We start from the raw sequence: 11,964 nt of genomic DNA, 5'->3' as shown, positions 1-11,964 counted from the left end.
GGAGAAGCGGGGGACGGCGTGCTGCGCCGTCCCCCGCTTCCCGTTTTCCGGTAGGGGCTAGTTCAGGCCGGTGTTGATGGCGCCGACGAGCTCGCCGTTGCCGGTGTCACCGCTGAACTCCCAGAAGAAAGCGCCGCCCAGGCCCTGGTTCTTCGCCCAGCTCATCTTGGACGTGACCGTGGCCGGGGTGTCGTAGCTCCACCAGTTGGTGCCGCAGTGGGCGTACGCCGTGCCCGCGACGGTGCCGGTGGCCGGGCAGGAGGCCTTGAGGACCTTGTAGTCCTCGATGCCCTGCTCGTAGGTGCCGGCCGCCGGGCCGGTCGCCGTGCCGCCGGGGGCGGACTGGGTGACGCCGGTCCAGCCGCGTCCGTAGAAGCCGATGCCGAGCAGCAGCTTGTTGGCGGGGACGCCCTGCGCCTTGAACTTGGCGATCGCCTCGGCGGAGTTGAAGCCGGCCTGCGGGATGCCGGCGTACGAGGTGAGCGGGGAGTGCGGGGCCGTCGGGCCCTTCGCCGCCCAGGCGCCGAAGAAGTCGTACGTCATGACGTTGAACCAGTTCATGTACGGCGCGGCGCCCGCGTAGTCGGTGGCGTCGATCTTGCCGCCGGCGGAGGCGTCGGCCGTGACGGCCGCGGTGACCAGGTTGTTGGCGCCGAACTTGGCGCGCATGGCCTGCATCATGTTCTTGAAGGCGGCCGGGCCGCTGGTGTCGCAGGAGAGACCGCAGGCGTTGGGGTACTCCCAGTCCAGGTCGATGCCGTCGAAGACGTCGGCCCAGCGCGGGTCCTCGACCAGGTCGTAGCAGGACTGGGCGAAGGCGGTCGGGTTCTGCACGGCCTGGCCGAAGCCGCCGGACCAGGTCCAGCCGCCGAAGGACCAGAGGACCTTGATGTTGGGGTAGGCCTTCTTCAGCTTGCGCAGCTGGTTGAAGTTGCCGCGCAGCGGCTGGTCCCAGGTGTCGGCGACGCCGTCGACGGACTGGTCGGCGGTGTAGGCCTTGTCGTAGTCGGCGTAGGCGTCACCGATGGTGCACTTGCCGCCCGTGACGTTGCCGAAGGCGTAGTTGATGTGGGTGATCTTGGACGCGGAGCCCGAGGTCACGATGTTCTTCACGTGGTAGTTGCGGCCGTAGACGCCCCAGTTGGTGAAGTAGCCCATCTTCACGGCGTTGGGGTTCGGCTGGCCGCCACCGCCGCCGGTGGTGCGGACGGAGGTCGCGCCGGAGGCCGGGCCGGTCTGGTCGATGGTGTCGCGGGCGACGACCGTGTAGCTGTAGTCGGTGCCGGCGGTCAGGCCCGTGTTGGTGTACGTGAGGCCGGTGACGGTGGCGACGGTGGTGCCGTCGCGCTTGACGTCGTAGTTCTTGATGCCCTTGTCGTCGGTGGCCGCGGTCCAGGTGAGCTTCACCGAGGTGTCGGTGATGTTGGAGGCGGCGGGGGTACCGGGGGCCGAGGGGGCGTTGTCTCCGGGCTGGCTGGTGCCGTCGCAGGGGGCGCCGTTGATCTTACAGCCGGTGGGTGCTCCGGAGCCGGTGCCGTTGTAGCCGAAGGAGACGGAGGCGCCGGGAGCGAGGGTCCCGTTCCAGCCGACGTTCTTGGCGGTCCAGTGGGTGCCGGAGCTGGTGACGGACGCGTCCCAGGCGGAGGTGACGGAGGTGCCGGTGGGGTAGTCCCACTCGACGGTCCAGGCGCTGATGGTGGTGGTGCCGGTGTTCTTGATGGTCCAGTTGGCACCGAATCCGGTGCCCCAGTCCTGGGTCTTGGTGTACGTGGCCGTGGCCGAGGTGGCGGCTTCGGCGGGGGTGGCGAGGCCGACCATGGCGGCCAGGGGCAGGATCAGGGCGGTCAGACCGGCGGCGGCCCGGTGTCTGAACCCTGTTCTGCGCGTCGGTGCTTGAGTGCTCAACGGTGCTCCTCAAGTTGCGGACGGACATGGGGTGGGGGTGGTCCGTGAAGATGCGCGCGCCCCGCGAGCGTAGGAAGGTCTGGACCAATCGTCAAGAGGTCCAGACCAACGTCGGCGCCGTGTCCTCAGACACCCAACTCCCGCGCCAGCACCGCCGCTTGCACCCTGCTCCGCAGCTCCAGCTTCCCCAGCACCTTGCTGACGTGCGTCTTTACCGTCGCCTCCGCCATGTCGAGCCCTACCGCGATCTCCGCGTTCGACAACCCCCGGCCGAGCGCCGACAGCACCTCACGCTCCCGGGGTGTCAGCGCGGCCAGCACCGCGGGATCCGACGTCGGCGCGGGCCGGCTCGGCGCCGCGAACTCCGCGATCAGCCGCCGGGTCACCGCCGGGGCGATCAGCCCCTCCCCGCGCGCCACCGTCCGTACCGCCTCGATCAGCTCCCCGGCGTCCGCGTTCTTCAGCAGGAACCCGGCCGCGCCCGCCCGCAGCGCCCCGAAGACGTACTCGTCCAGATCGAACGTGGTCAGGACGAGCACGTCCGCGAGCCCCTCCTCGACCACGATCCCCGTCGCCGTCACCCCGTCCATCCGGGGCATCTGCACATCCATCAGGACCAGGTCCGGCCTCAGCTCGCGCGCCAGCTCCACCGCCCGCTCACCGTCCGCGGCCTCCCCGACCACCTCGATGTCCGGCGCGCTGCCCAGGATGAGGACGAGCCCCGCCCGTACCGCGCTCTGGTCCTCGGCGACCACCACCCGCACCGTCATGCCCGCTCCCCGTCGTTCCCGTCCATGGGCAGTTCCGCCCGTACCCGCCATCGCTTCCCACCCTCGCCGTCCGGCACCGGACCCGCCTCGAAGACCCCGTCGAGCAGGGCCACCCGCTCCCGCATCCCCACCAGGCCGGCCCCCGAACCCGGCGCTGTCGGCCCCGGGCGCTCCCCGAACGGACTCGACACCGCCACGGAGAGCGACTCCGGCCCGCGCGCGAGCGTGATCCGGACCTCGCCGGGGGCCGCGTGCTTGAGCGCGTTCGTCAGCGACTCCTGCACGATCCGGTAGGCGGCCAGCTCGACCGGCGCCGGCAGCCCGCCAGGCGTCTCCCGGGTGTCGTCCAGGGCGAAGGTCAGTCCGGCGGGGCCGCCGTTCGTCCCCGCCTGCGCGATCAGCGCGTCGAGGCCGGCCAGGGTGGGTGCGGCGGCGGGCTCGGTCTCGGCGCCGCTGTCCCGGAGCAGCCCGATGAGCCGTCGCATCTCCGTCAGGCCCGCCACGCTGTTCTCCCGGATCACGGTGAGCGCCTGCCGGGTGGTGGCCGGCTCGTCGAGCGAGAGCGCCGCCGTCGAGTGGATCGCGATCGCCGAGAGGTGGTTCGCCACCATGTCGTGCAGCTCGCGCGCCATCCGGGCCCGCTCCGCCACCACCGCCTGTGCCCGGTCCATCTCGGCGAGCAGCGCCGTCTGCTCCGCGCGCAGCCGGGCCGCCTCCGCGGCGTTCCGGTGATTGCGCACGATCGCGCCGGTCACGGCGGGCAGGAAGGAGATCATGCCGGTGAGCGCGCCCACGAGCAGCGCGACCGCGTTCTGCCACCACGCAAGGAAGACGCCCGTGGACGCGACGGTGATGAACCCCATGGTGTACGGGAGGCGCCGGGCCAGGGCGGGCGAGCCGTACACGACCGCCGCGTAGACCACGTCCGTGAACATCAGGACGGTGGCGAGATTGCCGTTGGTGAACTGGTCGCCGACGATCGCCAGGGTGGCCACGATCAGGGCGAAGCGGGGAGCGGTACGGCGCAGGGCCTCCATCGCGGACATCACGGTCAGCGGGATCAGCGTCGCCCAGCGCTGCCCGAAGACGTGGTCACCCGTCACGTACAGCCCGAACCACCACAGGAGCAGACCACCGGCCAGTCCGCAGGCGGCGATGAACAGGTCGTCGCGGTGCGGGCGGGGGAGGGTCGCGCGGGGGAGCGAGGGGCGGGGGAGTCTCACGTACTCATCCAACACGGCCGCCGGTGCTCCGACCTCCTCGTCCGGGCCGATCCACCCCTCCGTCGAAGGATGTAGGCGCACTTCGTCACCGACGACGACGAATGCCGCCGGAACCCACGGGACGCTGAAGGGGTACCGAAAGGGGAACCGTCGTGATCGTCACGCTGATCGTCATCTGCGAAATCGGTTTCTGGGTCCTGCTGGCCGCCGGACTCGCCGCCCGCTACCTCCTCAAAATGCCCCGGCTGGGCCTCGCGCTCCTGCTCTGCGAGCCCCTCCTGGAGGTCCTGCTCCTCGTCGTCACGGCGATCGACCTGAAGAACGGTGCCGAACCCAGCTGGAGGCACGGCATCGCCGCTCTCTACATCGGCTACACCGTCGGCCACGGCCACCGCACCGTGAAGTGGCTCGACGGCCACGCGGCGCACCGCTTCGGCGGCGCTCCGCCGCCTCCGAAGCCGCCGCAGTTCGGCATGGCGCGGGCCCGTCACGAGGGGGCGGTCTGGCTCGGCTCGGTGATCGCCGCGGCCGTCGCCTCGGGTCTGCTGCTCCTGGCGATCTGGTACGTCGGCGACGACGGGAACACCGACGGGCTGCGCAGCTGGATCTTCGTCGCCTGGCGTGCGGCGGGCATCCACGGCCTGATCGCGCTCAGCTACGCGATCTGGCCGAAGAAGGCCCCCCACGGCTTCTCACACGGTTTCTCGCACGGGACGTCAGCGGTCCCCGCCCGGGACCCAGAGGACGTCCCCGACCGCCTTGTTCGCAGTGCGCGCAAGGATGAAGAGCAGGTCTGACAGGCGGTTGAGGTACGTGGCGGTCAGGGCGTTCATCGTCTCGCCGTGCACCTCGAGCGCCGCCCAGGTGGAACGCTCCGCCCGCCTGACCACCGTGCACGCCTGGTGCAGCAGGGCCGCGCCGGGCGTGCCGCCCGGCAGGATGAAGGAGCGGAGCTTCTCCAGGTCCTCCAGGAAGCGGTCGCAGTCGGCCTCCAGCTTGTCGACGTACCCCTGCTCGACGCGGAGCGGCGGGTACTTCGGGTCCTCCACCACCGGGGTGCAGAGGTCGGCGCCCACGTCGAAGAGGTCGTTCTGCACCCGGACGAGGACCTTCACGACCTCCTCGTCGAGCTGCCCGAGGGCGATCGCCGTGCCGATGGCGGCGTTCGCCTCGTTGGCGTCGGCGTAGGCCGAGATCCGCAGATCCGTCTTGGCGGTCCGGCTCATGTCGCCGAGCGCCGTGGTGCCCTGGTCGCCGGTACGGGTGTAGATGCGCGTCAGATTGACCATGGGTCCAGCCTAGTTAGGCACCGGCGCTCCGGAACGTCCGTGTGCCCACCGTCACGGCGAGCGCCGCCACTCCGAGGGCGACGAGCACCCCGTACAGCAGGGTCGGTGTCGTGTAGTGGCCGACGTACGCCTCCCGGACCGCGTCCACCAGGTAGCGGAACGGGACGAGGTGCGAGAGCACGTCGAGCCAGCCCGGGGCGAGGGTCATCGGCAGCATCAGGCCCGAGAGGAGCATCGCCGGCATCGCGAGCGTGTTGATCGCGGGACCGAACTCCTGCGGGGTGCGCAGCTTCAGCGCCAGCGCGTACGAGAGCGAGGCGAGCGCCACCGACAGCAGGGCGACGAAGCCGAAGCCGATGAGGATTCCGGCGAGCGGCGCCCGCAGGCCCATCGGCAGGGCCACCAGGACGAGCAGGACCGCCTGGAAGACGAAGAGCGCGGCGTCCCGCAGGACCCGGCCGAGCAGCAGGGCGAGCCGGCTCACGGGGGTGACCCGCATCCGGTCGAACACGCCCCAGTTCTTCTCCATGATGATCGAGAACCCGGCGAACGAGGCTCCGAAGAGTCCGAGTTGGAGGAGCAGGCCGGGCACCAGGATCTGCCAGGAGTCGCCCTCCCGGCCCAGCGGGAGGCCGGTGAGCAGCGGCCCGAAGAAGAACAGGTAGAGCAGCGGCATCAGGGTGCCGAAGAAGATCTGGAACGGGGAGCGCAGGGTCTGGCGGGTGTAGCGCCCGAAGAGGAGCGCGGTGTCGCGGAGAAGCATCGGTCGTCCTGGAGGGGTCTAGACGGCTACGGGGGCGGTGTCGACGGGCGCGGGGCCGCGGCCGGTCACGGCGAGGAAGGCGTCCTGGAGGGTGGCCGCGCCGTGGGCGGCCTTGAGGGCGGCGGGGGTGTCCTCGGCCACGACGGTTCCCTCGTCCACGATCACGAGCCGGTCGGCGAGGGCGTCGGCCTCGTCCAGGTAGTGGGTGGTGAGGACCACGGTGGTGCCGTACTCGTCGCGCAGCCGCCGCACCAGGTCCCACAGGTCGGCGCGGCTGCCCGGGTCGAGTCCGGTCGTCGGCTCGTCGAGGAAGAGGACCTCGGGCCGGTGGGTGAGCCCCATCGCGAGGTCGAGCCGGCGGCGCTGGCCGCCGGAGAGCGCCGGGGTGGCGCGGTCGAGGAGTTCGGTGAGCCCGAGGTCGGCCGCGAGCTCCTCGGCGCGGGCCTCCGCGCGGGCCCGGTCCATGCCGTAGAGCCGCCCCTGGGTGACGAGCTCGGAGCGGACGGTCTCCTGCGGGTCGAGGCCGCCGGACTGGGCGACGTACCCGATGCGGCGGCGCACGGCGGCGGGGTCCCGTACGAGGTCGTGGCCGGCGACGGTGGCGGCGCCGGCGGTGGGTGGGAGGAGGGTGGTGAGCATCCGGAGCGTGGTGGTCTTTCCGGCGCCGTTGGGGCCGAGGAGGCCGAGGATCTCGCCGGGCCGGACGGTCAGGTCGATCCCGCGGACGGCCTCCACGGGGCCGCTCTTGGTCGAGAAGGTCCGGGCGAGCCCGGCCGTGCTGATGATGGGCATGGCGACTACAGAAACAGAGTCACTGAAATTTTGCAACGTCCCCAAAATTTCAGATCAACCAAAAATGGGAACTCACCGAAGTTTCAGGGAGCCTAGGATGAGGGCATGGCCGAGGGACTCAGGGAACGCAAGAAGCGCGAGACGAAGCAGCGGATCTCCGACATCGCGACCGGGCTCTTCCTGGAACGGGGCTTCGCCCAGGTGACCGTCGCGGACGTGGCCGAGGCGGCGGACGTCTCCGTCAACACCGTCTACAACTACTTCCCCGCCAAGGAGGACCTCTTCCTCGACCGGATGGACGGCGTCACCCAGCGCCTCGCCCGGATGATCCGCGGCCGCGACCGGGGAGAGTCCGCCGCCCAGGCCGTCCTGCGCGCCCTCCGCCAGGACATCGGAGCCGTGTCACCCGCGTACGGACTCATGGACGGCTTCGACGCCTTCATGAACGTCATCGAGCACGCCCCCACCCTCAAGGCCCGGCTCTTCCACGTCCAGCAGCAGGTCCAGGACGCCGTCGTCGCCACCCTCCGCGAGGAGACCGGCGCCCCCGCCGACGACCCGCTGCCACTGCTCGTCGGCGGACAGCTCACCTGGATCGAGAACACCGTCGTCGGCTACATCACCCGTGAGATGACCGCCGGGGGCAAGGCGACGGCCGTCTCCCGCGAGGCGCTCGTGCTCCTCGACGAGATCGAGGAGCTGCTGAGCGAGAAGGTGCTCACCTACGGAGTGCGCGGCGGCTGAGGGCACGCGCGGTACGCGGCGCGGAGAGCCGTGCCGGTCCGTGTCGTACGCGCGGCACACGCCAGGGGCGCCCGAACGGGGTGCTGTGAGTGTGACGTCCGTCAAACAAGGCGTGACGCGCATTACTTCGCGGTCACATCACGCTCCCCGACCGCTAATCTCCGCCGGAGAGCCAGTAGTGAACAGGCGTTAAGGGGTGGAACATCGTGGCCAGGAAGCTCGCCGTCATCGGGGCCGGACTCATGGGGTCCGGCATCGCGCAGGTCTCGGCACAGGCGGGCTGGGACGTCGTCCTGCGTGACGTCACCGACGCCGCCCTCACCCGCGGCACCGACGGCATCAAGGCGTCGTACGAGCGGTTCGTCGCCAAGGGCAAGCTGGACGCCGCCGACGCCGAGGCCGCGCTCGGCCGCATCACCGCCACCACCGAGCTCGAAGCCGTCGCCGACGCGGACGTCGTCGTCGAGGCCGTCTTCGAGAACCTCGACGTCAAGCACGAGATCTTCCGCTCGCTCGACAAGGTCGCCAAGGACGGCGCCGTCCTCGCCTCCAACACCTCCGCGATCCCGATCACCAAGATCGCCGCGGTGACCGAGCGCCCCGAGGCCGTCGTCGGCACCCACTTCTTCTCCCCGGTCCCGATGATGCAGCTCTGCGAGCTCGTCCGCGGCTACAAGACCAGCGACGAGACCCTGGCCACCGCCCGCGAGTTCGCCGAGTCCGTCGGCAAGACCTGCATCGTCGTCAACCGCGACGTCGCCGGCTTCGTCACCACCCGGCTCATCGCCGCCCTCGTCGTCGAGGCCGCCAAGCTCCAGGAGTCGGGCGTCGCCACCGCCGAGGACATCGACATCGCCTGCAAGCTCGGCTTCGGCCACGCCATGGGCCCCCTCGCCACGGCCGACCTCACCGGCATCGACATCCTGGTGAACGCCGCGAACAACATCTACACCGAGTCCCAGGACGAGAAGTTCGCGCCGCCGGAGCTGATGCGCCGGATGGTGGACGCGGGTGACATCGGCCGCAAGAGCGGGCAGGGCTACTACAAGTACTGAGCCGGGTCCGCCATCCCGCCCTCACCCCATGGGGTGAAATTCGGTACCGGTTCGCTGACAAGGCGCAACGCTTCTGCCCGTGCGGCAGTCAGTTGTTGCAAGACGGAGCACTCTCGGGGAGCGCATATGCACATCAGGGGCGACCACGTCGAGCTGGTCGTCGGGGGCCGCCTCGACGTACGCAGCGCGGCGGACGCCCGTACGGTCCTGCACTCGGCCGTCGACGACGGAGTCGGCGACCTGGTGCTCGACCTGACCGGCCTGGACTCCTGGGACGCGACCGGCCTGGGCGTCATCATGGGCGTCCACCGCCGGGCCGGCCGCTGCGGCCGGCGCCTCGTCCTGCGCGGGGTGCCGCCCCAGATGCAGCGCCTGCTCGTCGCCACCCGGCTGCACCGCATCCTCGCCATCGAGGGTGGCCTCGCCCTGGAGTCCCTGCCCCGGGTGTGAAGCAGCTGTGTGAACCAGGCGTCACGCTCAATCCTCACAAGACCGTGACGTCTTGGTCTCGGGGGCACCCCACCTGTTCCCGGCCGCCTGACCACGGTCTAGGGTTCGGTCGCCTGCACAATGACGGACCCACCCCGCGGGCACCGGACACCGCTTCTTGGGGGCTTGGACCATGGACCCGATCAACCGGGGGCCGGAGGAGTACGGACACGAGTCCGAGGGCGACGACGCCCGCCAGGGACGCGGCGCGCCCACACCCGCGCCCACGCGCGCCCGCGTCGTCCGGATCGTCTCCGGCGACCTGCTCGTCACGGTCAACCCCGTCGACGGCAGCGAGGTCGAACCCTGCCCGCCCGGACAGGAACCCGCCGCCCCCCGCCCCCGGACCCCCGAGGAACGCGCCGAGGCCGCCCGCGCCGCCGCCCCGTCCGTCCCGCCGGGACCCACCGCCCCCGAGCTGCCCCTCCTCGAACGCCAGGAGGAGCGCGAGCGTCTCGTCGGCATCCTCGGCCGCGGGCGCTCCGCCCGCGTGACCGGCCCCGCCGGCTCCGGCCGCACCGCCCTCCTCGACGCGGTCGCCGCCGACTGCGCCGAGCTCGCCCCCGACGGCGTCGTCCGGCTCTCCGGCCACCACCGCACCCCGGCCGAACTCCTCCACGAGCTGTTCTCCGCCGTCCGGTACGCCCCCGACCACCGGCCGGGCCGCGAGAGCCTCCTCGCCCGGACCCGCGAGATCGGCGCCGTCGTCGTCGTCGACGACCTGGAGTTCGGCGGCGCCGCCCTCGACGAACTCCTCGCTGCCGCCCCCGAGTGCGCCTTCCTCCTCGCCGCCGGCCCCGAGGTCCCCGCCCCCTCGCCCGACGCCCACGTCGAGGAACTCCACCTCGCCGGCCTCGGCCGCGGCGCCGCCCTGAAGCTCCTGGAGAGCGCCGTCGGCCGCACCCTCACCGACGACGAGGCCAACTGGGCCGGCGACCTGTGGTTCGAGTCCGAGGGGCTGCCGCTGCGCTTCGTCCAGGCCGGGGCCCTGCTCCGCCAGCGCGACCGGCTGCGCGTCACCCCGGCCGAGTTCGACGCCTTCGGCGCTCTCGAGGAGGCCTTCGGGCCGACCGACCCCGACGCGGCCGCGGCCGTCGCGGCCGCCGCGTTCGACGGCATCGACGACCCCGACGTCGAACTGCGCGACATACCTCTGCCCAGCCTCGGCGAGGGCGCCGCCCCCGCCGTCCTGCTCGCCTCCCGGCTCAGCCGCTCCGCCCAGACCACGCTCCGCTTCGCCGTCGCCCTCGGCGGCGAGGTCCCGCACCAGGCCCACCTGCCGGCCCTCGTCGGCGACACCCACGCGGACGCCGCCCTCGGCGAACTCATGGCCTGCGGCCTGCTCTCGCCGGTCGGCCCCCGCTACCGGCTGGCCGCCGGCGTCCTCACCCAGCTCCTCGCCCAGGGGTACGAGACCGAGGCCGCCGCCCGCGCCCACACCGTCGCCCAGCACTACGCCTGGTGGACCGCCCACCCCTCCGTCACCCCGGAGCGGGCCGCCGCCGAGTCCGACGCGCTCCTCGCCGCCCTGACGGTCCTGGTCGCGGGAAGCGGATCGGCGACCGGAACGGGATCCCCCGGAGCCGGAGCCGGAACGGCCACCGGAGCCGCCACCGCCGCCGGACCCGACGCCGACGTCACCGCCGAGCACCGTGCCACCGCCGTCCTGCTCGCCCGCGCGGCCGCGCCCGCCTTCGCCGCCGGACTGCACTGGGGCGCCTGGGAGCGGGCCCTGCGCGCCGGCCAGGAGGCCGCCCGGCTCACCGGCGAGGTCGCCGAGGAGGCCTACTTCCACCACGAGCTCGGCGTCCTCGCCCTCTGCTCCGGCAACCTGGAGCGGGCCCGCGCCGAGCTTGAGGCCTCCATCGCCCTGCGCGGTGTGCTCGCCGACAAGCGCGGCACGGTCGCCGGCCGCCGGGCACTCGCCCTCGTCTCCGACCTCTCCGGGGAGCGCGGCGCCCCGGCCCGCGCCGAGGAGCCCGTCTCCCCGCCCCGCGGCACCCCCGCCCTGCGCGGCCCGGCCGCCCTCCCCGTACGGCAGGCGCCGGACCCCGGGACGGCACCGCTGCCGGGCGGGCCCCTGCGGAAGGCCCCGCTGCCGGGCAGCGCGGGGCGCGCCCCCGCAGCCGCCCCGGCCGGGGCGTTCCCCGGCTTCGCCGACGAGGGCCCGACGCTCGTCACCCGCCCCGAACCCGTCGACGGCGGCAGCCGGCCCGGCCTGCGCAGCGGCATCCTCGCCGGCGCCCGGCGCAACCTCTCCGCCGTCGGCGCGGGCGCGCTCCTCATCGCCGTCCTCGGCACCGTCGTGACCCTCGGCGCCACCTCCGGCAACGGCGAGGACCCGGCCACCAACCACGTCACCTCCGACAGCACGGCCACCGAGGGCTCCACCGACGACGGCTCCACCGACGACGAGCCGCCGGCCGAGGGCGAGGCGGGCGAGCCGAGCGAGAGCGGCGACCCCACCTCCTCGGACTCCCCGAGCCCGTCCGGCTCCGACAGCGGCTCGACGTCGGACCCGTCGGACTCGGCCACCTCCCCCACCTCCGGCAGCCCGTCGCCCTCCGACAGCCCCTCGACCACCGCGCCCCCGACGGAGACGACGCCCCCGCCGAGCACTCCCACGACCACGGGCCGGCCGCGCCCGACGCTCACGAGTCCGGCGCCCTCGACGACGACGCCCAAGCCGCCGGCCTCGTCGTCGGGCACCCCGTCGCCCTCGACGAGCAGCCCGACGACCTCGGCCCCGACCCCGAGCGGCTCCTCGTCGACGACGGCGGAAAACCCGAGCAACTCCGCCTCCGCCACCCTCGGCGGCCCGCCCGCCGCCGACGCCTCCACCGGCACCGGTACGCCGGCCTGACCGGCGTACGGGAACGACGACGGCCCCGGGTGCGTCCACCGCACCCGGGGCCGTCCCCGTACCGCCGTCCT

11 protein-coding genes are annotated in these 11,964 nt (G+C 72.6%); 5 read left to right on the top strand and 6 right to left on the bottom strand.

Translation table 11 applies throughout. The features are described from left to right. Positions 1-57: 57 nt before the first annotated feature. The 3 genes from AMK29_RS05880 to AMK29_RS05870 form a co-directional block, all read right to left on the bottom strand. Positions 58-1,905 (bottom strand): glycoside hydrolase family 18 chitinase, encoded by a 1,848-nt coding sequence (locus AMK29_RS05880; protein ID WP_073808564.1) that lies wholly within the window; start codon positions 1,903-1,905, stop codon positions 58-60. 125 nt (positions 1,906-2,030) lie between these two features. Continuing rightward, complete coding sequence (locus AMK29_RS05875; RefSeq protein WP_073808562.1) at positions 2,031-2,675, bottom strand: response regulator; 645 nt, start codon at positions 2,673-2,675, stop codon at positions 2,031-2,033. Beyond that, positions 2,672-3,898, bottom strand: coding sequence for a sensor histidine kinase (locus AMK29_RS05870; protein ID WP_073810622.1), 1,227 nt, complete (start codon positions 3,896-3,898; stop codon positions 2,672-2,674). Before AMK29_RS05870 ends, AMK29_RS05875 begins: the two co-directional genes overlap by 4 nt. A 152-nt stretch (positions 3,899-4,050) precedes the next feature. Between AMK29_RS05870 and AMK29_RS05865 the strand changes: the two genes are divergently transcribed. Further along, entirely contained in the window at positions 4,051-4,695 is a 645-nt protein-coding gene (locus AMK29_RS05865) for a hypothetical protein (protein ID WP_073808559.1), read from the top strand. On the opposite strand, the gene AMK29_RS05860 is transcribed toward AMK29_RS05865, so the two are convergent. The 3 genes from AMK29_RS05860 to AMK29_RS05850 are packed head-to-tail and all read right to left on the bottom strand — an operon-like array spanning position 4,615 to position 6,742. Continuing rightward, positions 4,615-5,187, bottom strand: a complete 573-nt coding sequence (locus tag AMK29_RS05860; RefSeq protein WP_073808556.1) for a cob(I)yrinic acid a,c-diamide adenosyltransferase — start codon at positions 5,185-5,187, stop codon at positions 4,615-4,617. The genes AMK29_RS05865 and AMK29_RS05860 overlap by 81 nt on opposite strands. Before the next feature lie 13 nt (positions 5,188-5,200). Then, positions 5,201-5,950: an ABC transporter permease gene (locus tag AMK29_RS05855; protein WP_073808553.1), complete on the bottom strand. Its 750-nt coding sequence runs from the start codon at positions 5,948-5,950 to the stop codon at positions 5,201-5,203. Between the two features lie 18 nt (positions 5,951-5,968). After that, positions 5,969-6,742: an ABC transporter ATP-binding protein gene (locus AMK29_RS05850; protein WP_073808550.1), complete on the bottom strand. Its 774-nt coding sequence runs from the start codon at positions 6,740-6,742 to the stop codon at positions 5,969-5,971. A 105-nt stretch (positions 6,743-6,847) separates the two neighbouring features. Here AMK29_RS05850 and AMK29_RS05845 point away from each other — a divergent pair, with 105 nt between their 5' ends. The 4 genes from AMK29_RS05845 (at position 6,848) to AMK29_RS05830 (ending at position 11,893) form a co-directional block, all read left to right on the top strand. Next, on the top strand, positions 6,848-7,486 hold the full coding sequence (locus AMK29_RS05845; RefSeq protein ID WP_073808547.1) for a TetR/AcrR family transcriptional regulator: 639 nt from the start codon (positions 6,848-6,850) through the stop codon (positions 7,484-7,486). A gap of 206 nt (positions 7,487-7,692) precedes the next feature. Next, positions 7,693-8,541: a 3-hydroxyacyl-CoA dehydrogenase family protein gene (locus AMK29_RS05840; protein WP_073808544.1), complete on the top strand. Its 849-nt coding sequence runs from the start codon at positions 7,693-7,695 to the stop codon at positions 8,539-8,541. Positions 8,542-8,667: 126 nt separating this feature from the next. Next, complete coding sequence (locus AMK29_RS05835) at positions 8,668-8,991, top strand: STAS domain-containing protein (protein ID WP_073808541.1); 324 nt, start codon at positions 8,668-8,670, stop codon at positions 8,989-8,991. 172 nt (positions 8,992-9,163) lie between these two features. Further along, positions 9,164-11,893, top strand: coding sequence for an ATP-binding protein (locus tag AMK29_RS05830; RefSeq protein WP_073808539.1), 2,730 nt, complete (start codon positions 9,164-9,166; stop codon positions 11,891-11,893). Positions 11,894-11,964: the final 71 nt, after the last annotated feature.

The organism is Streptomyces sp. CB02261 (assembly GCF_001905665.1).
GTDB lineage: Bacteria > Actinomycetota > Actinomycetes > Streptomycetales > Streptomycetaceae > Streptomyces.
Note: the sequence above shows the minus strand (reverse complement) of the source record. Positions and strands in the feature narration are given on the sequence as shown.

Bases quoted from the DNA above. Each gene is read 5' to 3' on its own strand.
- AMK29_RS05875 (WP_073808562.1), bottom strand. From the start codon at position 2,675: ATGACGGTGCGGGTGGTGGTCGCCGAGGACCAGAGCGCGGTACGGGCG.
- AMK29_RS05860 (WP_073808556.1), bottom strand. From the start codon at position 5,187: ATGGTCAATCTGACGCGCATCTACACCCGTACCGGCGACCAGGGCACC.
- AMK29_RS05855 (WP_073808553.1), bottom strand. From the start codon at position 5,950: ATGCTTCTCCGCGACACCGCGCTCCTCTTCGGGCGCTACACCCGCCAG.
- AMK29_RS05850 (WP_073808550.1), bottom strand. From the start codon at position 6,742: ATGCCCATCATCAGCACGGCCGGGCTCGCCCGGACCTTCTCGACCAAG.
- AMK29_RS05845 (WP_073808547.1), top strand. From the start codon at position 6,848: ATGGCCGAGGGACTCAGGGAACGCAAGAAGCGCGAGACGAAGCAGCGG.
- AMK29_RS05835 (WP_073808541.1), top strand. From the start codon at position 8,668: ATGCACATCAGGGGCGACCACGTCGAGCTGGTCGTCGGGGGCCGCCTC.
- AMK29_RS05830 (WP_073808539.1), top strand. From the start codon at position 9,164: ATGGACCCGATCAACCGGGGGCCGGAGGAGTACGGACACGAGTCCGAG.